Origin of the sequence: Achromobacter sp. NFACC18-2, assembly GCF_900108985.1 — a bacterium.
Classification (GTDB): Bacteria; Pseudomonadota; Gammaproteobacteria; order Burkholderiales; family Burkholderiaceae_B; genus Achromobacter.
This window is the reverse complement of the sequence record NZ_FNYM01000001.1, coordinates 38,940-59,298: the sequence shown is the minus strand read 5'-3', so window position 1 is coordinate 59,298 and position 20,359 is coordinate 38,940. Positions and strand designations below refer to the sequence as shown.

Genomic DNA, 20,359 nt, shown 5'->3' with positions numbered 1-20,359 from the left:
CGAACCTTCATGAAATCGCTTTCCCTCGCACTCGCCGCCGCGGCCTGCGCCCTGCAGCCTTCGCTGGCCCACGCCGCCTACACGCCCAGCGCCAAAGAAAAAGCCGTGCTCGAATACGCCATCCGTGAAGAGCACGATGGCTTGCTCCTGGCCGAGCGCCGCCTGCTGGGCCGCCAAATGGAACTGGCCCGCGTCGATGCCGAGGTCGTCTCCGACATGTACGCGACGGGCCCCAAAAAGCAATTGCCGGCCGTGATCGAAGAAGCCTTCGTGCTGAAGGCCAAGATCGATGCCGCCGCGGCGCAAGCCGGGGTGCTCACTTTCGCCGGCACCAGCGGCGCCACGGTGCGCGTCGCCCTGCCCGCGGGCGCCGCGCCCGCCGAGGCGATGCTCCTGTGCCGCAAGCTGGCGTGGGCCGAGGGCGTGGTGACATTCTCGCAATGCCAGGACTGGAAGACCGTCGCTGAAAAGACCGTCGCGACGTTCCGCGCCGACATCGCCGGCTTCCTGCAAGGCAAGCCCACCAACAAGCACGTCGCGCAGTTCGTCATCGACTACTTCGTGGTCGCGGGCGACATGCCGGCAAAGTCCGGCTGCCCCGACGACCGCGCGGCGTGCGACCAGGCCATCCGCAAGACCGACATGACGCAGGCCGGTTACCAGGCCGTCGAAAAACGCCTGCGGGCCGCAGGCGTCAAGGTCATCGACTGAAGACCGTCACGACGTCCGGGCGGGTGCCGCGTCGGGCTCCTCCCGCGCCTCCAGCTCATTGCCCAGCACCTCGGCCGAATCCTCGCCGGCCGCCTCCGGCTTGAGCCGGCGGCGCGTATGGCCCGCGGCGCGGGCGTCGTCGCCCTCGTCCGCGCGTTCAGTCTGCAAGGCCACGTTGGCAGGCGGCGCGTAACCGCGCTTGTCCTGCCCGAAGTAAACCACCGTGTGCGGGTACGGCAGCTCGATGCCGGCGGCGTCGAAATGCTTCTTGAGCAGCCGGTTGTAGCCGCGCTGCACCGCCCACTGCATGCCGGGCGTGGTCTTGATCAGGATGCGGATGGTCACGCCCTTGTCGTTGACCGCCGTGACGCCGGCCACCGTCATCTCTTCCAGGATTTCCGGTCCCAGCACCGAATCCGTCATCAGCTCGGCAAAGGCCGCGCGCAGATGCTCGATCGCGTCATCGATGCTTTCGCGGTGCGCAATGGTGTATTCGCCCAGGTGGTAAGAGAAGTCGCGCATGTGATTGGCCACCACATCCACCGACGAGAACGGCACAAGGTGATAACCGCCATCCAGCGTGCGGATGCCGACCGAGCGGATGGTCATCTTCTCGACGGTGCCGAACACGCCCGCCACCTGCACCACGTCGTTCTCGTTCATCCCGTTCTCAAGCTGGATGAAAACGCCGGTGATGATGTCCTGCACCAGCTTCTGCGCGCCAAACCCGATGGCCAGGCCGACCACGCCAGCGCCGGCGATCAGCGGACCGACGTCGATGCCGATCTGCGACAGCAGCACCATCAAGGTCATCGTCACGATGACGATCAGCGCCGCGTTGCGGAACAGCGCCAGCAGCGTGCGTTCGCGCGCGCTGGGCATGCCGCGCTCTTCGCTCTGGCTCAGGCGATGCTCGATGATGCTGGCGATGACGGTCCAGGCCAGCGTGGCGATCAGCAGCACGATGACGATGTTCAGCACCACCTTGATCGCGGCGGCCCCGGCGTCCGAGGCCAGCCAGCGCGACAGGTCGAAGGCCTGCCATGCATCCAGGATCAGCAGCACGATGACGATGCGGATGATCCAGCCGACCCCTTTCAGCGTGGCCGGCACGTAGGCGTTGACGCGCGCCTCCAGCAGCGGCAGGCGCCGCCGCAGGTCGTCCGACAGTCGGATGGGCTTGGCCAGCACGGTATTGAGCAGCAGGATCAGCAGGCTGCCCACGCCGATGACCAGCAGGGTCTGCGCCGTGGCGCGGGCCATGAATGGCAGCGCGTTGGTCGGATCGACCTGACTGACCACCAGCAGGATCGTGAAATAGCCGATCCCCAACACGTGCCAGACGCGCGACAGGAAACGCAGCCTCGATCCCATGAACGTGGCCGCCCCCGCGGCGCGCCGGTCCAGGCGCTCGCGCACGGCCCGGCGGTTATGCCAGATGACGCGCACGGCATAGATGTACACCGCCAGCATGATGAGCATCGTCGCCAGCCGCCCCAGCGCCGGCGATAGCGTCGCCGCCATCACGGGACCGACCAGCAGCGTGCCGTAGCCGGCCATCGCCGCGATGCGCAACAGCCAGCCGCACCAGTACCTGGCCAGTTCATCGGACATGGGCAGCAGGCGCAGGTGCGGATGGCGGACGGCGAACACCGTGCGGATCAGCACCTTGACGATCTCCACCGCCACGAACGCCTGCAGGAACACGGCCGCCAGCGCATCCAGCGCGCCGCGCCCGGGCGTGCCCCACAGCGCCGCGGCGCCGCCCGCCATGACGGCCAACATCACGACAACCACGTCGATCGCCAATGCCCCCACGATCGCGCCCGCTCGGCGGGCCAGCACGCGCATGGACGCGGGCGCGCCGCGTGCGGGTGACGCCGCCGCGCCGCAGCCCAGCTCGGCCACCCAATGGTCGATCCGGGTGTAGATGCGCATGGCGATCATGCGCAGCAGGAGGAACGCGACGAGCGTGACCACGGCGGCCAATGCCAGCGGCAGCAGCGCGGCGCCCGCGGTGCCGCTGTCCAGGCGCAGATTGCGGCCCGAGGCCAGCGCGCGCATGTCGTCGACGCCCTGCCCCATGTCGGCGGCCACGCCGGTCAGGAAGCGTTGCACGCCGTCGGTCATGCGCTCAAGCAGCGTGGGTTCGGCCGGCTCGGCAGGCGGCGCCTGCGATGACGCGGTCCGCACCGGCGCCGTTCCGCCAGCCGCCGGCTTATCCCCGGCCGCCTGCGCCCGCAACTGGTCGATCAGGGCCTGGCGCGCCTCGGGATTGTCCAGCAGGTCAGCCAGCGCGGCGGGCGTCAGCGCCGGGGACGCGGCCGCGGGTTCCTGTGTCTGGGTCTGTGACAGCAGCGGAAGCGCGGCCGTGGCGGGTGCGTGCCAGAGCAACGACAGGCAACTCAGCATCGCCCCCAGCAGCAGGACCGCCAGCCAGGGCCTCTCCCGTCTGCGCCGCCAGGAAATGGCGGCGTGATGGCGGGTGGGAAGGGATAGGGATGCTGTCGTTGCGGATCGAACCACTAATGAATCTCCTCTGCGATCAGGGCATGAATGTCAGGCAATAAAGCGGGCACACGAACAAGGTCGCGTGCTTGGGCACAGGGCACATGATAAAGCCCATGGGTCTGTCCCCTAGGGCGCGGGCGGTGTGGTGCGAGGGGGAGCATGGGCTGGGGCCCCAGGTTCGCGGGATCTGGGGTGCCAGCACGGCCGCGCGTCGGCGCCGTCGTCATGTCCAGGCGGGCCGCATGATTTTCGAAATATTCATATAGGCACGCGGGTGAATGTCGAATCAGATTGAACGGCTTTTTTTCCGTTCATGTTTCATTCACATTCCCTTCACGGTCTCGCTATTTCGTGACGTGTACCTGGCTGTAGAGGCGGTTAATTTGACGATCGAGCAATCCAAGTGGTCTCGCCGGGTAGTGCAAACCCTCCCATGCATGAACTGGGCCACGATTCAACCCGAAAGGCGCCCTTGGCTCTGCCTGGATGGCGCTCACAGCCAGACACTCGAACAAGACGTTCAGGCGATCACCAAGAATTTTGAGTATCGGTGGGTTTGGCGCGATACCGCGTGGGAGTATGGCTCCCCCGGCTATCGCCACGGCCCCCTGCTGATCCCGCTGACCGAGGCGCGGTACGCCCACGCGCAAGACAACTGGCTCCACCAGCGGGTCGGATTGATCCTGCTGGGCCCGGAAGATGGCGACAACCTGGTCGCCCACCTTCAGACATTGCATTGGCTGAGAGGAGCCGACGGTTCCACCATCAGCTTCAGCCTTCATGCCGTGCGCCAGCTCGAAGAGCTTTGTGAAGCCTTGCCGCCCCATCGCTTGGCTGCGCTGTTCGGTCCCATCCACCGCATCATCTGGTATGCCGGCACAGAGCGATCGGGCGAATGGGTATGTGCGGACGCCCCCGCGTGGGAGCAAGCCAGCTCGGGCCAGGACGAGCCCATCGCCTTGACGGAGTTCGACGAGATTTCGCTCGACCATGCCAGCCTCGCGTGGTTCATGCGCGACTGCGTGCGCGGCTTTCGCCAGCACATCCCGGCCTACGCCCATCCAGACGACGAACCCGCGCTTTGGCGGCATGTGGACCTTTTCGTTAAAGAGGCGACCGATCAACTGGCGCTTACCACGGAGCGCGACGTTCGCCACTACCTGGAACTTCGCCTTCGCTACCCCCAGGAATTCTTCGTCAAGGATGCCGCCCTGCGCGGCGTCCTGGTCAAACGACACGTACAGGGCAAACAGCGATTGATCGAAGCCGAAGCGCGGCTGGCGGCATTGGCCACCCCAACGTCCTGAAGGAAACCCCATGAACGCGACCTATAAGAAGGCATTGGGACCGGTGCCCCCCAACGAGAAGCGGCTCGCCAAGGCCATTTCTCCCCCACCCTGCGAACGCGGCGTGCCCCTGTACCCGCTGCGCTATGGCATCGCCGACCAACCGCTGGATGAAAAGGTGTTTCCGACCCTGGGCACCGAAAACTATCCCACGCTCTTGGCTGGCAAAGCCTACGGCTTACGCGTGCTGCGTCCGGGCACCTACGTCTATCTCTGCTATTTCGAAAACGCGCGCATGTGGACGCTGCATTATCAGGTGACCGAGGACGTCCGATTTGCCCGCATCTGGTGGAGCCATGCCGATGACAACGATGCGACCCCGGGCCGGCTGGCTCGCCCGGATACGACAGGCGCGAAACCTTATCTCCTTGCCCCCGAAACCAGCACCGCGGAAGTCGTCCACGTCCTGGTCAGCGATACGCTGCTGTCCCATCGCACCCTCTGGGACCTCGAAACCAATAAGGATGGCCTGCGCGACACGCTGGCCACCCCATGCAAGCCAGCCGGCGGGGCCCCTCAACGACACGCCTTCGATGCCGCGCTGCTGGGTAACGCAACGCGGGAACTCGTCCCACCCGCTGTGTATGGCAGTCCCACGCATTTCGACTGGAGCGAAATCCATTTTTCAGACGGGGCGCCAAGCCATGGCAACATCCTGGGCGAGATGTATATCGCCTTGCGCCCGCGCATGGATATCAAACCCCTCGCGGTAGCCCTGCAAGACCCCATCGGGGTAGCCAGTGAGCTTCACTACCTGATCACGGATGCCGTCGCCAACAAGACCCGGTATGCCGGCCAGAACGCGCACAAGCTGCAGAGCGCAACGCTCATCGGCAACTATTTCCAGGCAACGAAGAAGCAGGCGGCCAATTCACCGGACCTGACCCATGCCCTCGCCAGGCAACGCAACCTGGTGAACTATGCCGGCGCCATGTCCTTCCCCGACATTTACGCCAATACGATCAAGACGTTTGACCGCACCATCGGCGCGGCGGTCAGAGATTCCGTCGCATGGGTGCACCTCATCGACCCTTCCCAGTTGCTGGGCAAAGCCCTGCGTTGCTTTGACGTGGGCGTGATCCACAACGCGCGCGATTATGAGCAAGCCGTATTCCAATGCATCGGCGGCCTGATTCATGGCAAAGACGGGATCCAGGTGATGAGCGACCTGGTCATGACGCCAGTAGACAAAAGTCCCTACTGGCTCGCGCTGGCCAACGGCAACGAGATCCTGCTCGCCCGCCTGAAATCCACTGCGGGCGATATCGCCAAGAACGTGTTCAGCGTCATGGACAAGTACATCGAAGAGCACATGGCCACGCCCGCCACCAATGCCTTGATCGGGTTGTTGCAGGCATTGCCGGAAGCCGGGCGGGCGGACGTATTGGTGCGACGCCTGCGGCACGTGATGGAAATCCGGGCCAACGCAACCATTGTTGTGTACGACATCAGCAGGGCGGACCTGCAGCGTGCTGCTTATGAATTCCAGGGGTATCAAACACTGGGTGAAGAAGGACTACGGGGGTGGAAGATGCCCTCTCCGAAGGTAAGCCAGGTCGACCTTGATGCACGCGTCCTGATTTTCGACTGGGTGAAGGTCGGTGAGACAACGTATCGCGAGATCGACCGAGGATCGTCCGATGCGTCCGCGCTCCCGGCTGCGCGCGCTATTCAGATGGAGACCAGTGCTTTTATCCGCATGTTAAATCGTTTGCGAGGGCCGGGCGGATACTTGTTCACCGGACTGGCAGGATATCTCGCGCTGGTGGGGATGAGCAGTGCGATGAAAGAATGGAATACCGGCAAAGACCGGTTTCCAGCCAGGGCCAGCGCGTTGGGAGCCGGAAGCGCATTGATTGCAGCGAGCATAGAAATCAGCGCAAGCATTGTTTCACTAAATGCCGCAATTAGAGGAAATGCAGCCATCGCTGATAACGCAAGGATATTCGCCGCAAAACGGGGAACTGCCATGTTCGGCGCTGGTGCGGCGGGTCTGTTTGCATCGGCAGAGGCGTACAGATCAATCAAGTCGTTCAGCAATAGCAATCCCGAACAGGGAGCTTTATTACTTGGCTCGGCCGTTGCCAATGGCCTACTCGCCGCCACTTGGGCAGGAGGTATGGCCGCAGCCGCGACCATTTCAGGTGGCAATGGAGCAGTCGCAGTCCTTGGGCTTACCCCTTGGGGTTGGGCCGTGGTAGCTGCTGTCGCTTTTGTAGCCGGAATTGCATTTTCTGTCGGAGCCGACATAACCAAGCACGGCCCCGTGGAAATATGGCTCAAACACAGCGCGTGGGGTGTCCACGGGAGACACTACACCAACAGAGAGGAATTGGATGCTGCCCACAGCTTGTACTTTCGGCCAAGACTGACAGCTGTCTGGAATCAGGCTTCCGGCTATTCAGTAGGAATTCTGAGCATCAGTTGCCAACTACCCGGAATAAATGACATGCCCGGGGACAAATTTCAGACCAAACTATCGCCTACCTTGCGTGGCAACAAGCTTTCTGCAGTCGAAGGCCCCATTGTGCACGCCGCCGGTAGCAGCCCCATTGACTACAGCCGTGAATACCTGGTTACCCCTTTGGGCTCCACAGGTAAAGAATGTGGCTGGTTGATCCAAATGCACGAACACACCGATGTCTCGATCGAGTATCTGTACTTCCCCGACCCTGACCAAATGCCGCACCTGGCATTGTGGCAGCCGGGCGCGCCAGAACCTTTGGTATTCACGTCTGGCGGATGGTTTTCCGATCCAATTGATATATCTAAACTTGAGCCCGTCGGAGCGCCAAAATGACAACGGAAGTCAAATTGCTCCCGCAGGGCTTGCGCCGCGGAGGAACACCCCTGCGCAAAGATCACTTCACGGGTGAGCCTCCACGACCAGATGGCGTGAGGCGGATCAACAATAAATCCGTAGAGATCGAGTCCTATGCGAATTTCACGCAGAGCGGTGCAGCTAGCGCAATCGGCTTGTCCATCGTTGGCTCCATCGCAATCTGTTCGTTTATGCTTTTTGCTTCGGGGACTAAGCCTATTTCCCTCGTGGACATCGTCCAAACGGCTCTCTATATTCCACTGTTACCAGCAATGATCTCCGTTTTTTACTTTGCTGGCGGAACTCACAGGAGTAGAGGCGCTTTTATTCGTATCCACCGAGGCACCCGCAAGCTTTACTTCATCTATCCGCGGCAGAAACGACTGCATGTGCTCGACTGGGACCAACTTGAAGTGCTGGCCGGCTACATCCCCATCGTCTCCGCAAGCGGCTATACGAGCCGACACCCGCTCTACTTGATTGGGGTCGACTACACCATGGACCCGCCAACCGAGATCTGTGCAGCCTGCGGCAACCTCGGCCTGTTCGACGGAGATCGGTCGGCCAAGGCACTGTGGTCTTATCTGCAAGCTTTCATGGCACATGGCCCCGAGGGCCTGCCCGAACCTGCCCCGTTGCCCCTACGACAAAGCCGCAATCAAGAAACCCTTAGGCCCTACCGGGACTGGTATGCCGGTCTGCGGCGCAGGCTGGCCAAGCCCTATGGCTGGCTAAAGGCACCCATCACCATTCCACTCTGGCTGGGTTGGCTATTGATCAACGCCTTTCCCGAAAGCGTGGAGGCCTTCATTCAGTACAACGTGCCCTACGCGCCGTTTCCCAAGGAAATCGACCGGCTCTGCGGCTTCGATGACAAGCGCACACCGGTCATTCGCGTCAACGGTGAGCGGATCGAGCCGTAAATCACCTTCACGTGTCATCGCCCCATTACTCGCAACGTGAAAACACGCTCCATCGCAGGCCCACAAGCGAAACGGCCCTATCGTGGCCGCCGGCGCATCCCATCCAGCAGCAGATCCGTGATGAATTCCGCCAGCGCCTGCTGGCGGGCGGCGTCGGGGGATTGGCGGGTGAAGCGTTCGATGATGCCCATGAGGGACTGGCCGAACCACTCGGGCGATATTTCGGGGCGGAACAGGCCGGCCTGCTGCTCGGCGCGCACGTTGTCGGCGATCATGGCCACCAGTTCGTCCTTGAGCGCCTCGGCGGCGTCGGCCTGGAAGAAGCCGATGCGGGTCAGGTTGGGATCTTCCTGCAAGATGGCGAGCAGGCTGCCCACGCCCTGGCGGATGCGGGCGGCCAGTTCGGCGCCGTGCAGGTCGCCAGGCAGCCGCGCCTGGCTGATCGCCTGGCGCAGGCGCTGGGCGAACAGGCCCACCAGTTCGTCGTAGGCCGCCTGTTTGCTGGCGAAGTATTGGTAGAACACGGGCTGGGTCACGCCGGCGCGGGCGACGATGTCGCTGACCCGGGTGTACTGGAATCCCCGCTCGGCGAACTCTGCCGCGGCGACGGCCAATAGCAGCAGCCGCGTGCGCTCACCCTTGGTGAGACGCTTGTCTTGCGATGCCGAAATGGGTAGTGCCGTGTTCATCGCGAGAAAGTACTACCTATCCCCCCTTTGCGCCACACGCGGCAGGACGGTTTGGCCACGCGTCGGCCACTGCGAGCAACCCGTTCCCGGCCTCGGTCACGCGCCTGAAATCACTTGAAATCCCCGTATCGCTTGCGACAACTTATTGCGGCGACGGAGCAGTAAAGTAAGGCTGTCGTCCGGCGCCGTGCACGGTGCCGGTTCCGGGCGGCCGAGGAGCAAGATCATGAAGCGGTTTTCAGGCCGGGTGGCCATGGCGGCATTGGCGCTGGCGGTGGCCAGCGCGCCGGCGGTGGCTGGCGGGCGTGGCGGATATTGGGGCGGCGGCCATGGCGGCGGCTATCACCACCATCACGGTGGCGGCGGCAGCAGTTCGGACGGCTGGTGGATCGGCGGCGCGTTTGCGCTGGCGACGGTGGGACTGCTGCTGGCGGCCAATTCGGGGCCTTCCTATGTGCAGACCGGGGTGTATTCGTCCGGCGTGGGGTACACGAGCCCTCCCCTCTATGCGGCGCCGGCGTATGGCGCCCCGGTTTATGAAGCGGTGCCGGTGTATGAAGCGCCCCCCGTTGCCTATTCGACGCCCGTGCCGCAATACGCGCCGGTGCAGTATGAACCGGCTCCCGCGGTCAATACCGCCCAGGCAAACGCCACGACCGACTGCCGGCGCTGGGCCATGAACCAGAGCGGATACGATCCGGCCACCATCAACGCCTGGACCACCCAGATCATGGTGGACACCTACAACCGAGCGTTGGATTCCTGCATGACCAGCCGCGGGTATCGCGCCAACTGACGCACCGCGCGATCAGCGCCGCCAGCCGCGCCGGGCGTACAAGAGGCCCAGGATCAACAGCGCGGCGGCCGGCAGCACCCAGACGAACCCTGCGTCCGTATAGACCACCTGGTCGACCGGATCGTAGTAGCGGCCGAGTTCGTTGAAGTCCCATTTCAGGTACTGCGCGTACCAGGCGTAGAAGAAGAATGCGGACAAGGCCAGGCAGGAAAGCGCCGCCACGCGCGCAATCGCACGGCTGCGGCCGGCGCGCGCCGCGCTTTTCCATGCCGCATAGCCGCATGCGGCCACGCCCAGCAGGACCAGCCAGTCAGCGGCCTCAGTCAGCATCGCCCGCCTCCAGCGCCGCGAGACAGGCGGCGGCTTCGCCCCATTGCCTTTCGCTGAAGACGTGCAGGCCCGCGCGGCGCAGCAATTCGGCGGTCACCCCCACGCCGGGCTGGCGGCGGCCGGCGAAATGGCCGTCGTACACATAGCCGCTGCCGCAGGACGGGCTGCCTTCCTTCAGCACGGCGATGCGGATGCCGCGCGCCTGCGCCGCCGCGAGCGCCTCGTGGGCGCCGCGCACGAACGGCTGCGTGACGTCGTCGCCCGTCACCGCCACGACGCGCGCCCGGCCGGCCAGCACCGCGGCCGCGTCCTTGGCCGGCTCGATCTCGGCGGGCGGCCGGGGGATCGGCATGCCGCCCGCCACCTCGGGACAGACGGCAACGACCCGGCCTTCCTGCAGCCACCGGTCCAGCACGGCATCGCCTTGCTGCACGCTCCGGCCGTCGTAGCGCACGGGATTGCCCAACAGGCAGGAGCTGACCAGAACGTAATGCATGCAGGACCGGGAAATGGGGTGTCGGTGGAGGCGGACGGTGGATTTGGGCGGGCCGGGGCCTGGAATCCGGGGCCGAACGTACAGACCGGCGTCCGAGGCTCGAATCATAGAACACGAACGCGGCCATGCCCCCTTGCCTGCGGAACCGGTCCGCTAGTTGCCCGGCAACGCCTGCATCCAGTCCCGCAGCGCCGGATCGCGCACCTGGAGTATGTCGAACAGGCCCAGCGCCCGCAGGGCGGGCATCGCGTCCTGGATGTCCCGCCGCGCGGCGGCGACGGCCTCGGGCGGCGCCGCCGGTTCGACGCACACGCGGGCATTGGCCAGAAACGCGCCGACCGTGCCTTTGCGCACCGCCACCCCGTGGAAGATTCCTTGGTCCTTGCCGTCCGGCAGCACATCCTGGGCTTTCATGATTGACTCCTGAGGGTTGGGTACAGGCGCTACGATAAGCTCTATCTTTCGGCATAACTGCGTCAGTCTGGCCAATGAATACCGCGTTTCAGCCACCTGCCCCGCTTACCGGCGTCCGCCCCGGTCCGGCGCCCGCTTCTTCCTGCGCCCCGGGCGCGCCGCTGCTGGCTCCCGAGCGCGCCCGCGCGCGTGGGGGCCCGCGGCTCATCGCCGTCGCCCGGCAGGACGGCGCGCTTCGGCACACGGCCATGCACGAGCACGCGCGGGGTCAATTGCTGGGCGCGTGGCAAGGCCTGCTGACCGTCTACGCGGCAGACCAGCAGTGGGTCGTCCCGTCGCAGCATGCCGTCTGGATTCCTCCCGGTCACCCGCATGGGCTGCGCTCGCACGGCCCCTACGCCGGCTACAGCGCCTATCTCAGCCCCGCGGCCTGCGCGGGCCTTCCGCAACGGCCGTGCGTGTTGCAGGCCTCGTCTTTGCTGTTGGCCGCGATCGAACGCGCGGCAAGCTGGGGAGAAGACGACGACACCGCCGATCCGGCGCGCCGGCGTATCGTCGAGGTGATTCGAGACGAGATCCGTAGCCTGCCGCACGCCGGGGTCGCGCTCGTGCTGCCGCGCGATGCGCGCTTGCAGCAGTTGGCGCTGGCGTTGTCGGACCACCCCGCGGACACGCGGCCGCTGCAGGCATGGGCGGCCGCCGTCGGCATGGCCCCGCGCACGCTGGCGCGCCGTTTTCTTGCCGAGACGGGATTGCCGGTGGGCGCATGGCGCCAACGCGCGCGCCTGATGCGCGCCCAGGAAATGCTGGCGGCGGGGGCTGCGGTGACCACGGTGGCGCTGGAGCTGGGTTATGACAACGTCAGCGCGTTCATCGCCATGTTCAAGCGGGAACTGGGCGCCACGCCGGGCCGGTTCAGGCCACGGGCGGACCGCCAGGCGGATTAAGCACTGGCACCCCGCCCTGGCGCGCTCAACCCTCCTGGGTCGCCTTCTTGGCGGCGCGCGGCGCGGTCTTGCGGGCCGTCTTGCGCGCCGGTTTGGCGGGCGGCGCGGCCTCTGCCGCCGCCGGCTCGGCCGCGGACCTGGCGGGCGCGGATTTCCCTGCGGCAGGCTTGGCCTCATTCTGCGCGCCGTCTTCGGCCTTCGCGGCGGTCTTGCGCGCACCGCGTCCTCGCTTGGCGGCGGGTGCGGGTTCGGCGGCCGGGCTGGCTGCGGGGCCGGTGACCGGATCGGCCGCCTTCGCCGGGCGTTCGCGTTCGGCCTGGACAGGCGGCGTGACGAAGGTCCATTCGCCCACGTTCACGACCGGCGGCGGCATGGGCACGAGCGCCGATTGCGGCAGGGGTTGCGGGGGCCGGCCAAAGGTCGGCGGGGGGACCGCCGGGGCCTGGGATGCGTCGGACGGCACACGGTCGCCCGCGGGCGCCGTGGCCGGCTGGCTGGGTGCGTCGGCCTGCGCCTCGTCCCGCGCCCGCCGCGCACCGCCTGCCGGCCTGGCGCCGCGCGAACGCCGGTCCGCCTGCCGCGCATTGCGGGGCGGACGTCCTTCGTCCTGATCGTGACTGCGGGCCTGGCCGGCATCCTCCGGTTGATCGGCGCCCGCCATCTGCCCCGCAAGCGCGGGCGCGTCGACAACCGTGGCGCCTTCGGTCTGGCGGGGCGCATCGGGCTGTTTCCAGGCGTCCGGCTCGCCGGCATGATCCGCGGACGGCGAAGCGCCATCGTCCCGGTCCGCGCCGCCCTGTTGGCCCGCCGTCCGCCCGCCCGCCGACTTGCGGCCGCCGCGGGATTTGCGCGAATTCCTGCCGCCGCCGGCCTGCGCGTCCGCGTGGTCGGCCACGCCTTCCGGCGTGGATTCGGCCGGCGCATCGCCGCCCGCGACGCGCTCGCCGCCCGTGCTGTCGCGGTAGACATAGGTGCCGGACTTTTCCTCGCGGCCGACCTCCAGGAAGCCGCGCGACTGCGCCTCTTCCAGCAGGTTGCCGAACGCGCGGAACCCGTAGTAGGACTCGTTGAAATCCGGCTTGCGGCGCTTGAGGGCGTCTTTCAGGGCCGAGGCCCAGATCTTGCCGCTGTCGCCGCGTTCGGCCACCAGGGCCTCGAACGTCTCGACAACCATCTCGACGGCGCGGGTCTTGCGGGCTTCCTGCTCTTCCTTGCGGCGGCGTTCCTCGTCCGGCGAGCGCCGCTGAACGCTGGCGCCGCGGGTGTCTCGCCGTGCGTCGGCGGTGCGCTGGCCTTCGCGCGCCAGGTCGTCATAAAAGATGAATTCATCGCAGTTGGCGATGAGCAGGTCCGAGGTGGACTGCTTGACGCCCACGCCGATGACCTTCTTGTCGTTCTCGCGCAGCTTGGACACGAGCGGCGAAAAATCGGAATCGCCGCTGATGATCACGAAGGTGTTGACGTGGGATTTGGTGTAGCAGAAGTCCAGCGCATCCACGACCAGCCGGATGTCGGCCGAGTTCTTTCCCGACTGCCGCACATGCGGAATTTCGATGAGCTCGAAGTTGGCCTCGTGCATGGGCGCCTTGAATTCCTTGTAGCGCTCCCAGTCGCAGTAGGCCTTCTTGACGACGATGCTGCCCTTGAGCAGCAGGCGCTCGAGCACCGGCCGGATGTCGAACTTCTGGTATTTGGTGTCGCGCACGCCCAGCGCCACGTTCTCGAAGTCGCAGAAAAGCGCCATGCTGACGTTTTCGTTGGGGTTGTTCATGTTCTCTCCAATTCCGCGGCCGCCCACGCCAAGCCTGGGCCAAGCCAGGCGATACGCCGCCACAATCCGCCCATGATATACATTTCCGATTGACCTCTCCGGCCTCCCAGCCCGATCCCGCCATGCCCGACGCCGCTCCGCCTCCTGAACTGACCACCGCTCGACTGCTGCTGCGGCCCCTGGGCCTGGCGGACGCGGACGCCATCCAGCGCATCTTTGCCCAATGGGACGTCGTGCGATTCCTGGCCGACCAGGTGCCCTGGCCGTACCCCGACGATGGGGCGCGCCAGTACATCGAGCAGGCCGCCCTGCCCGCCGTGCGCCGCGGGACGCAGTGGCATTGGTCGATCCGCACGCGCGCGCAGCCGGACCAGCTGATCGGCGTCATCAGCCTGATGGACGACGACCCCAGCAACAACCGGGGATTCTGGCTGGATCCGGCCCAGCAGGGCCTGGGCTACATGACCGAAGCCTGCGCCGCCGCCACGGCCTACTGGTTCGGCGTGCTGGAAAAGCCCGTGCTGCGCGCGCCCAAGGCCATCGCCAACACGGCATCGCGCCGGATATCGGAAAGCAGCGGCATGCGCTGCGTGGCCACCGAGGAACGCGGTCTGGTCAGCGGCCGCCATGCCTGCGAGATCTGGGAGATCACTCGCGACGAATGGATGGCGCGCCAGGCCGGCTCCCCCACGGCCGAGTTCGTCCCCGATTAAGACGGACGTCTCGGCCGGCCGCCTGGCCGGTCAACCCGGCGCTTATCGCCTATTTCGCCCCGCTTTCCGGCCGATTGACCTGGGCCCGCGCTGGCTAGAATTCCCGAAAATCCGGCATTCCGCGCGTGGGATGCCTTGTCATCGGGCAACATCCATGAATCCGTCTACCGTCATCGGCGCCGTTGTCGGCCTGCTCACCCTGGTCATCGTCGTGGCGCTGTCCGCCAACGACTCCAGCCTGTACTTCAATCTGCCGGGCCTGGCGATCGTGCTGGGCGGCACCTGCGCCGCGCTGTTCATCGCGTATCCGCTGCAGGAAGTCGTGCGCGTCTTCAAGCTGGTGCGCACCGTGTTCCGCAATGACCAGCACGACCAGCAGCGCGACATCGAAGAACTGGTCGGAATGGCCCAGCTCTGGATGAACGCCGACGTCCACAAGGTCGAGCACGAGCTCAAGAAGGTTTCGAATCCGTTCCTGCGCACGGGCGTGCAGCTCATCATCGACAACACGCCCGAAGAGCAGATCATCGAGCTGTTGAAGTGGCGCGTGGCCCGCCTGCGCGCCCGCGAGCAGGCCGAAGCCCAGATGTTCCGCGTCATGGCCACGTTTGCGCCGGCCTTCGGGATGCTGGGCACGCTGGTCGGCCTGATCAACCTGATGGCCGTGCTGGGCGATGGCAGCATGCAGACCATCGGCCAGCAGCTGGCCATCGGCCTGATGACCACGTTCTACGGCATCCTGCTCGCCAACCTGGTCTGCAAGCCGATCGCGCTGAAGCTGGAACGCCGCACGGCGCGCCGCGTGGAGTCCATGAACATGGTGCTGCAGGGCATCTCGATGATGTGCGAGAAGCGCGGCCCGGCCATGGTGCGCGAGACCCTGAATTCCTTCGTGATGCACGTCGAAGACGAAATCTACGATGGCGGCGCCGACGCCCGGCCCAAGGCCAAGCCGGAAGGCCAGGGCAAGCCAGCGCCCGCCGCCGCGGCAGGCAACGCCGCCGGCGCTCCCGCCACCCTCGTCCGCCCGGCAGCCGCGCGTCAATGAGCCTGATTTCCCCTTCCCTCGCCCAGCGGATCGAGCAGGCCCGCCAGGCGCAGCTACGCGCACAGAAGGCGGCCGCCAATAGCGGCTGGCGCCCCAGCGAAAGCGACCGCCAGGACCGCTACGCGCGCTGGCACGTCGAGGAATCCGTCGAACAGGATTCCGAAAACTGGCTGCTGAGCTATCTGGACCTCATCACGCTGCTGCTCGCCATGCTCGTCGTCATGCTGGCTATTGCGCTGCACGGCGGCGGCTACGGCAAGTCCGATCAAGCGGTGGAAGTCGTCGGCACCCTGGCCGCGGCCGGACTGCCCGCCTACGACGGCGAGTATTCCGAGTTCGACAGCGTGGCCATCCCCGCCAGCTGGAAGGAACTGCCTGCTCCCCCCGCCCCGGTCGTCGCGTCGTCCGCGCCCCCCGCAGCGGACGACGAGGTCGTGGTGGCCGAGGCCGCCAAGCCACTGACCGCCCCGTCCAAGGAGTCGCTGGGCCTGGCGGACCTGGGCAATTCGGTGGATGTGATCGTCAATGAACAGTCGGTGAGCTTTCGCATCAGCAACGAGCTGCTGTTCGCCTCGGGCCAGGCCACGCTCAGCAACGCAGGCCTGGACGTGATCAAGCGCCTGGCGGGCATCCTCAACAAGAACGCCTACCAGGTCTCGGTCGAAGGCCACAGCGATCCGGTGCCCATCCTGACCAAACAGTTCGCCTCCAACTGGGAGCTGTCCAGCAGCCGCGCGACCAGCGTGCTGCGGGAATTGGTGCGCGACGGCGTGGACCCGCAGCGCCTGCGCGCGGTGGGCTATGCGGAAACGCGCCCCATCGAGTCGAACGACACGGCTGCCGGGCGCGCCGCCAACCGTCGCGTCGAACTGATCATGGACATCACGCCGCAGCAGGCCACCAAAGCGGCCGCCACCCCGCAGGCGACCGATGCCGGCAAGCCGGCGTCGCGCCCCGACGCGGCGGCCAAAGCCGCCGAGACCGCCGCGAAGGCGCCGGCCCGGTCCTGATCGCGGTCCCCTTCCGAAACCGGCGCAAGCCGGTTTTTTTATTGCCGTTCGATTGGGCGGCGGGCCTGTGCATGGCCTGCGCCTCGCGTCCTGCGTCCCGCGTGCAAAGACCGGCTGAAACGCACACCCGAACATGTAAAGGACGCTTGACACACCCCAACCGCCCCGCCAGAATGTCAAGCACGCTTTACATCCACACAGGCATTCCCATGAATCAAAACCAGGCAAAGCGCCGCTATTTCAAGGAACTGGGCATCGCATTCGCCCTCTACATCGTGCTGCTGGTGGGCGCCCTGCGCCTCAGCCTGGACATGCCGGCAGGCGCCTTGCGCACCGCCGTGCTGCTCACGCCCATGCTCGCCTTCCTGCTGGCGCTGCGCGCCGTCGTGCGCGCGGTCCGCAGCTCGGACGAGTTCATTCGCAAGACCACGCTGGAACATCTGGCCATCGCCGCCGCGGTCACGGCCGGCGTCACGTTCACCTATGGCTTCCTGGAAATCGCGGGCTTTCCGAAGCTGAGCATGTTCGTGGTCTGGCCGCTGATGGGCGGGGTCTGGGCATGCACGACCCTCGTCCAAACGCTGCGCCATCGATGAAAAACCGCATCCGCGAATTGCGCGCCGAACGCGGCTGGAGCCAGGCCGCGCTGGCCGAGCGTCTGGACGTGTCGCGCCAGACGGTCAATGCCATCGAAACGGGCCGCTACGATCCGAGCCTGCCGCTCGCGTTCGCCATCGCCCGCGTGTTCGGCACCGCGATCGAATCGATCTTCCAGGAAGAATGACGCCGCCGCGCCTCGGCGCCGTGGCGCGCACGCGGGGATCGGCGTTAACCTAGCGGACCCGCCGCTCGCGGCGTCCGCAGTCCGCCCCGGGAGTCTCCATGTCTTACCTGCTTCTGATCGTAGAACCGGTGGGCCAGCGCGCCCAGCGCACGCCCGAAGAAGGCCGCGAGGCCTATGCGCAGATGCTGCGTTACGCCGAATCCCTGCAATCGCGCGGCCTGCTCGCCCGCGCCGAATCCCTGAAATCCGAGGCCGAAGGCGCGCGCCTGCGCGTGCGCGACGGAGAACGGCAGATCGTGGACGGCCCCTATGCCGAGGCCAAGGAGATGATTGGCGGATTCTTCCTCCTGACCTGCGACTCGCGCGAAGAGGCGCTGGCCCTGGCCGCCGAATGCCCGGCGGCGCAATGGGCCACGGTCGAGGTCAGGGAGCTGGGGCCCTGCTTCCTGTAGCGTCTGTGGGGGGATGCCAGCCCGGCTTCACCACGCGGACACGCGGCTGCTTCAGCAATTGCCCTTCTTGGCCTGTCCGGGCGGACAGAAGCCCCCGCGGCCGCCGCCATCATGCGGGTCGACGACGACAGACCCTTGCGGCGTGTACACGGCACAGCCGGACAACAAGGAGGCAACAAGGGCAAGGCTGCACAGGATTTTCATATCGTGGCTTCAGGCGTTTGGAAAGCTTGCGAGTGTAGGGAAGGCGCCTGCAACAAGGGCTGGATCTTCGTAACCAACTGCGAAGCGCCCCCGTTTGACCTAGTGTTTACCCTGGGGTCACAAAAACCTTGTCGATCCGCAGCCGCGCCGTTCGTCGATGCAATACAAGTCCCCCTTCCGGGACTTGCCCATCGATCCAGGAGATCACACCGATGCGATTCATGATCCTCGTTCGGGCCACGCCCGACAGCGAAGCCGGCAAGATGCCGGACGACAGCCTGCTCGCCGCGATGGCGACCTACCACGAAGCCCTGGTCAAGGCCGGCGTGCTGCTGGACGCCAATGGACTGCAGCCCACGTCCAAGGGCTGGCGCGTGCGCTATGACGGCGGCGGCGAACGCCGGCTTATCGACGGGCCATTCGCCGAGACCAAGGAACTGATCGCCGGCTACACCATGATCCAGGTGCGCTCGCGCGAAGAGGCGATGCAATGGGCGATGCGCTTTCCGTCGCCCTTCCCCGGCCAGGCATGCGAGATCGAGGTGCGCCAGGTGTTCGAGCTGGAGGATTTCGAGCCCAGCCCGCAGGTCGAGCGCTTCCGCCAGATGCCCTCGCCCAGCCACTGAAGCCGCCAGCCTCCCGCGCAACGCAGACGCAGACCCAAACGCCCCCCCACACAAAGCGAGACACGCCATGCACAAGCAGATTTTCGTCAACCTTCCCATCGCCGACATGCAGAAGTCCCAGGCATTCTTCCGGAAGCTGGGCTACGACTTCAATCCCGACTTCACCAACGACCAGGGCGCCTGCATGGTCGTCGGCGACAACCTCTACGTCATGCTGCTGGTGAAGGACTTCTTCCAGGGCTTCACCGGCAAGCCGGTGGCCGATGCCACCCAAAGCACGGAAGTGCTGGTCTGCCTGTCCTGCGAGAGCCGGGCCGAGGTCGACGACCTGGTCGCGCGCGCGGTGGCGGCGGGCGGCACGGCGCCGCGTGCGCCGCAGGACCACGGCTTCATGTACGCGCACGGCTTCGAGGACCTGGACGGGCACATCTGGGAACTGGCGTACATGGTCCCGGGCGAAGCGGCTGGCGCATGACGCAGGCGGCCACGCATCGCGCCATCGAGGCGGTCTGGCGGATCGAGGCCGCCAGCGTCATTGCCGGCGTTGCGCGCCTCGTGCGCGACGTGGGACTGGCCGAAGAACTGGCGCAGGATGCCCTGGTCGCGGCCCTGGAACGCTGGCCGCAGACGGGCGTGCCGGACAATCCCGGAGCATGGCTGATGACCACCGCGAAGAACCGCGCGCGCGACCGCCTGCGGCTGGATGCGCTGCACGCCCGCAAGCACGCGCAGATCGGCCACGAACTGGAGGCCTTGCAGGCTGACGTGGAGCCCGATTTCGTCGACGCGCTGGATGCGGCGCGTCAGGACGACATCGGCGACGACCTGCTGCGGCTGGTCTTCACCGCCTGCCACCCGCTGCTGTCCACCGAGGCCCGCGTGGCGCTGACGCTGCGCCTGCTGGGCGGGCTGACCACGGCCGAGATCGCGCGCGCCTTCCTGGCATCGGAATCGACAATCGCCCAGCGCATCGTGCGGGCCAAGCGCACGCTGTCCGCGGCCAACGTGCCCTTCGAGGTGCCCAAGGCCGCGGACCGGGCGCCCCGCCTGGCCTCGGTGCTGGAGGTCATCTACCTGATCTTCAACGAAGGCTATTCGGCGACGTCGGGCGAGGACTGGATGCGCCCCGGCCTGTGCGACGAAGCGCTGCGCCTGGGCCGCATCCTGGCAGAGTTGACGCCCGACGAGGCCGACGTGCACGGGCTGGTCGCGCTGATGGAGCTGCAGGCGTCGCGCCTGCATGCGCGCACCGATGCCGCGGGCCGGCCGGTGCTGCTGATGGACCAGGACCGCCGGCGCTGGGATCCGCTGCTGATCCGGCGCGGGCTGGCGGCGCTGGCGCGCGTCGAGGCGCTGGGCGGCGCGCGCGGCCCCTATGCCCTGCAGGCCGAACTGGCCGCCTGCCACGCCCGCGCCCGCACACCCTCGGAAACGGACTGGCCGCGCATCGTGGCCCTGTACGATGCGCTCGCCCAGGCGGCGCCGTCGCCGGTGGTGGCGCTGAACCGCGCCGTCGCCGTCGGCATGGCATACGGCCCGCAGGCCGGGCTGGATCTGGTCGACGAACTGGCGGCGGACCCGTCACTCGCCAACTATCACTGGCTGCCCAGCGTGCGCGCCGACCTGCTGGCCCGGCTGGGCCGCAGGGCCGAAGCCCGCGAGGAATTCGAGCGCGCGGCCGGCATGACGCGCAACGCCCGCGAGCGCGAACTGCTGCTGGCGCGGGCCCGCGACATGGCCGCGGCGCCGGAGGAATGATGGGGCCCG

General features: G+C 66.4%; 21 protein-coding genes. 15 read left to right on the top strand and 6 right to left on the bottom strand.

The annotated features are described in order from the left end of the window. Window positions 1-9 precede the first annotated feature (9 nt). Entirely contained in the window at window positions 10-711 is a 702-nt protein-coding gene (locus tag BMW75_RS00300) for a hypothetical protein (protein ID WP_092575340.1), read from the top strand. Window positions 712-717: 6 nt separating this feature from the next. Here BMW75_RS00300 and BMW75_RS00295 read toward each other — a convergent pair whose 3' ends face one another. Next, window positions 718-3,123: a mechanosensitive ion channel domain-containing protein gene (locus tag BMW75_RS00295; RefSeq protein WP_092575338.1), complete on the bottom strand. Its 2,406-nt coding sequence runs from the start codon at window positions 3,121-3,123 to the stop codon at window positions 718-720. Window positions 3,124-3,500: 377 nt separating this feature from the next. On the opposite strand from BMW75_RS00295, the gene BMW75_RS00290 reads away from it, so the two are divergent. Genes BMW75_RS00290 through BMW75_RS00280 form a run of 3 tightly spaced genes read left to right on the top strand, consistent with a single transcriptional unit; the run spans window position 3,501 to window position 8,312 of the window. Further along, entirely contained in the window at window positions 3,501-4,529 is a 1,029-nt protein-coding gene (locus BMW75_RS00290; RefSeq protein ID WP_092575336.1) for a DUF4123 domain-containing protein, read from the top strand. A gap of 10 nt (window positions 4,530-4,539) precedes the next feature. Beyond that, the gene (locus BMW75_RS00285) at window positions 4,540-7,368 is read left to right on the top strand and encodes a toxin VasX (RefSeq protein ID WP_092575333.1); all 2,829 of its coding nucleotides are present in this window, start codon (window positions 4,540-4,542) and stop codon (window positions 7,366-7,368) included. Continuing rightward, on the top strand, window positions 7,365-8,312 hold the full coding sequence (locus BMW75_RS00280; RefSeq protein WP_139208458.1) for a DUF6708 domain-containing protein: 948 nt from the start codon (window positions 7,365-7,367) through the stop codon (window positions 8,310-8,312). The genes BMW75_RS00285 and BMW75_RS00280 overlap by 4 nt, the downstream gene beginning before the upstream one ends. A 77-nt stretch (window positions 8,313-8,389) precedes the next feature. Here BMW75_RS00280 and BMW75_RS00275 read toward each other — a convergent pair whose 3' ends face one another. Next, the gene (locus tag BMW75_RS00275; protein ID WP_092575327.1) at window positions 8,390-9,001 is read right to left on the bottom strand and encodes a TetR/AcrR family transcriptional regulator; all 612 of its coding nucleotides are present in this window, start codon (window positions 8,999-9,001) and stop codon (window positions 8,390-8,392) included. Between the two features lie 226 nt (window positions 9,002-9,227). On the opposite strand from BMW75_RS00275, the gene BMW75_RS00270 reads away from it, so the two are divergent. After that, window positions 9,228-9,797: a hypothetical protein gene (locus BMW75_RS00270; RefSeq protein ID WP_092575324.1), complete on the top strand. Its 570-nt coding sequence runs from the start codon at window positions 9,228-9,230 to the stop codon at window positions 9,795-9,797. 12 nt (window positions 9,798-9,809) lie between these two features. Here BMW75_RS00270 and BMW75_RS00265 read toward each other — a convergent pair whose 3' ends face one another. From BMW75_RS00265 to BMW75_RS00255, 3 genes are all read right to left on the bottom strand, one after another. Beyond that, window positions 9,810-10,127, bottom strand: coding sequence for a hypothetical protein (locus BMW75_RS00265; RefSeq protein ID WP_092576228.1), 318 nt, complete (start codon window positions 10,125-10,127; stop codon window positions 9,810-9,812). Continuing rightward, window positions 10,117-10,623: a 2-thiouracil desulfurase family protein gene (locus BMW75_RS00260; protein ID WP_092575321.1), complete on the bottom strand. Its 507-nt coding sequence runs from the start codon at window positions 10,621-10,623 to the stop codon at window positions 10,117-10,119. The genes BMW75_RS00265 and BMW75_RS00260 overlap by 11 nt, the downstream gene beginning before the upstream one ends. 153 nt (window positions 10,624-10,776) lie before the next feature. Further along, the gene (locus tag BMW75_RS00255) at window positions 10,777-11,037 is read right to left on the bottom strand and encodes a hypothetical protein (RefSeq protein ID WP_092575318.1); all 261 of its coding nucleotides are present in this window, start codon (window positions 11,035-11,037) and stop codon (window positions 10,777-10,779) included. A gap of 74 nt (window positions 11,038-11,111) precedes the next feature. Between BMW75_RS00255 and BMW75_RS00250 the strand changes: the two genes are divergently transcribed. Next, window positions 11,112-11,984 carry an AraC family transcriptional regulator gene (locus BMW75_RS00250; protein WP_092575315.1) on the top strand — a complete coding sequence of 291 codons (873 nt, stop codon included), beginning with the start codon at window positions 11,112-11,114 and terminating at the stop codon, window positions 11,982-11,984. Between the two features lie 25 nt (window positions 11,985-12,009). Here the strand turns inward: BMW75_RS00250 and BMW75_RS00245 are convergent, their stop codons facing one another. Beyond that, window positions 12,010-13,755, bottom strand: a complete 1,746-nt coding sequence (locus tag BMW75_RS00245) for an NYN domain-containing protein (protein WP_092575313.1) — start codon at window positions 13,753-13,755, stop codon at window positions 12,010-12,012. Window positions 13,756-13,877: 122 nt separating this feature from the next. Here BMW75_RS00245 and BMW75_RS00240 point away from each other — a divergent pair, with 122 nt between their 5' ends. From BMW75_RS00240 to BMW75_RS00195, 9 genes are all read left to right on the top strand, one after another. Further along, complete coding sequence (locus BMW75_RS00240) at window positions 13,878-14,468, top strand: GNAT family N-acetyltransferase (RefSeq protein WP_092576225.1); 591 nt, start codon at window positions 13,878-13,880, stop codon at window positions 14,466-14,468. 154 nt (window positions 14,469-14,622) lie between these two features. Next, entirely contained in the window at window positions 14,623-15,516 is an 894-nt protein-coding gene (locus tag BMW75_RS00235; protein ID WP_076521180.1) for a motility protein A, read from the top strand. After that, window positions 15,513-16,526, top strand: coding sequence for an OmpA/MotB family protein (locus BMW75_RS00230; protein ID WP_092575310.1), 1,014 nt, complete (start codon window positions 15,513-15,515; stop codon window positions 16,524-16,526). Before BMW75_RS00235 ends, BMW75_RS00230 begins: the two co-directional genes overlap by 4 nt. 209 nt (window positions 16,527-16,735) lie before the next feature. Next, entirely contained in the window at window positions 16,736-17,122 is a 387-nt protein-coding gene (locus tag BMW75_RS00225; protein ID WP_092575307.1) for a hypothetical protein, read from the top strand. Further along, the gene (locus BMW75_RS00220; RefSeq protein WP_092575304.1) at window positions 17,119-17,310 is read left to right on the top strand and encodes a helix-turn-helix transcriptional regulator; all 192 of its coding nucleotides are present in this window, start codon (window positions 17,119-17,121) and stop codon (window positions 17,308-17,310) included. Before BMW75_RS00225 ends, BMW75_RS00220 begins: the two co-directional genes overlap by 4 nt. A 98-nt stretch (window positions 17,311-17,408) precedes the next feature. Further along, complete coding sequence (locus tag BMW75_RS00215; protein WP_092575302.1) at window positions 17,409-17,762, top strand: YciI family protein; 354 nt, start codon at window positions 17,409-17,411, stop codon at window positions 17,760-17,762. Window positions 17,763-18,178: 416 nt separating this feature from the next. Next, window positions 18,179-18,592: a YciI family protein gene (locus BMW75_RS00205; protein WP_076521187.1), complete on the top strand. Its 414-nt coding sequence runs from the start codon at window positions 18,179-18,181 to the stop codon at window positions 18,590-18,592. A 67-nt stretch (window positions 18,593-18,659) separates the two neighbouring features. Further along, entirely contained in the window at window positions 18,660-19,067 is a 408-nt protein-coding gene (locus BMW75_RS00200) for a VOC family protein (RefSeq protein WP_076521188.1), read from the top strand. Further along, window positions 19,064-20,350 carry an RNA polymerase sigma factor gene (locus BMW75_RS00195; protein ID WP_092575297.1) on the top strand — a complete coding sequence of 429 codons (1,287 nt, stop codon included), beginning with the start codon at window positions 19,064-19,066 and terminating at the stop codon, window positions 20,348-20,350. The genes BMW75_RS00200 and BMW75_RS00195 overlap by 4 nt, the downstream gene beginning before the upstream one ends. Window positions 20,351-20,359: the final 9 nt, after the last annotated feature.

What these genes read in the sequence shown, in the direction of transcription:
- BMW75_RS00295 (WP_092575338.1), bottom strand. Translation starts at nt 3,123, where the DNA reads ATGCTGAGTTGCCTGTCGTTGCTCTGGCACGCACCCGCCACGGCCGCG.
- BMW75_RS00255 (WP_092575318.1), bottom strand. Translation starts at nt 11,037, where the DNA reads ATGAAAGCCCAGGATGTGCTGCCGGACGGCAAGGACCAAGGAATCTTC.
- BMW75_RS00290 (WP_092575336.1), top strand. Translation starts at nt 3,501, where the DNA reads ATGTCGAATCAGATTGAACGGCTTTTTTTCCGTTCATGTTTCATTCAC.
- BMW75_RS00200 (WP_076521188.1), top strand. Translation starts at nt 18,660, where the DNA reads ATGCACAAGCAGATTTTCGTCAACCTTCCCATCGCCGACATGCAGAAG.
- BMW75_RS00265 (WP_092576228.1), bottom strand. Translation starts at nt 10,127, where the DNA reads ATGCTGACTGAGGCCGCTGACTGGCTGGTCCTGCTGGGCGTGGCCGCA.
- BMW75_RS00260 (WP_092575321.1), bottom strand. Translation starts at nt 10,623, where the DNA reads ATGCATTACGTTCTGGTCAGCTCCTGCCTGTTGGGCAATCCCGTGCGC.
- BMW75_RS00235 (WP_076521180.1), top strand. Translation starts at nt 14,623, where the DNA reads ATGAATCCGTCTACCGTCATCGGCGCCGTTGTCGGCCTGCTCACCCTG.
- BMW75_RS00250 (WP_092575315.1), top strand. Translation starts at nt 11,112, where the DNA reads ATGAATACCGCGTTTCAGCCACCTGCCCCGCTTACCGGCGTCCGCCCC.
- BMW75_RS00240 (WP_092576225.1), top strand. Translation starts at nt 13,878, where the DNA reads ATGCCCGACGCCGCTCCGCCTCCTGAACTGACCACCGCTCGACTGCTG.
- BMW75_RS00280 (WP_139208458.1), top strand. Translation starts at nt 7,365, where the DNA reads ATGACAACGGAAGTCAAATTGCTCCCGCAGGGCTTGCGCCGCGGAGGA.
- BMW75_RS00300 (WP_092575340.1), top strand. Translation starts at nt 10, where the DNA reads ATGAAATCGCTTTCCCTCGCACTCGCCGCCGCGGCCTGCGCCCTGCAG.
- BMW75_RS00225 (WP_092575307.1), top strand. Translation starts at nt 16,736, where the DNA reads ATGAATCAAAACCAGGCAAAGCGCCGCTATTTCAAGGAACTGGGCATC.
- BMW75_RS00245 (WP_092575313.1), bottom strand. Translation starts at nt 13,755, where the DNA reads ATGAACAACCCCAACGAAAACGTCAGCATGGCGCTTTTCTGCGACTTC.
- BMW75_RS00285 (WP_092575333.1), top strand. Translation starts at nt 4,540, where the DNA reads ATGAACGCGACCTATAAGAAGGCATTGGGACCGGTGCCCCCCAACGAG.
- BMW75_RS00275 (WP_092575327.1), bottom strand. Translation starts at nt 9,001, where the DNA reads ATGAACACGGCACTACCCATTTCGGCATCGCAAGACAAGCGTCTCACC.
- BMW75_RS00220 (WP_092575304.1), top strand. Translation starts at nt 17,119, where the DNA reads ATGAAAAACCGCATCCGCGAATTGCGCGCCGAACGCGGCTGGAGCCAG.
- BMW75_RS00195 (WP_092575297.1), top strand. Translation starts at nt 19,064, where the DNA reads ATGACGCAGGCGGCCACGCATCGCGCCATCGAGGCGGTCTGGCGGATC.
- BMW75_RS00230 (WP_092575310.1), top strand. Translation starts at nt 15,513, where the DNA reads ATGAGCCTGATTTCCCCTTCCCTCGCCCAGCGGATCGAGCAGGCCCGC.
- BMW75_RS00270 (WP_092575324.1), top strand. Translation starts at nt 9,228, where the DNA reads ATGAAGCGGTTTTCAGGCCGGGTGGCCATGGCGGCATTGGCGCTGGCG.
- BMW75_RS00205 (WP_076521187.1), top strand. Translation starts at nt 18,179, where the DNA reads ATGCGATTCATGATCCTCGTTCGGGCCACGCCCGACAGCGAAGCCGGC.
- BMW75_RS00215 (WP_092575302.1), top strand. Translation starts at nt 17,409, where the DNA reads ATGTCTTACCTGCTTCTGATCGTAGAACCGGTGGGCCAGCGCGCCCAG.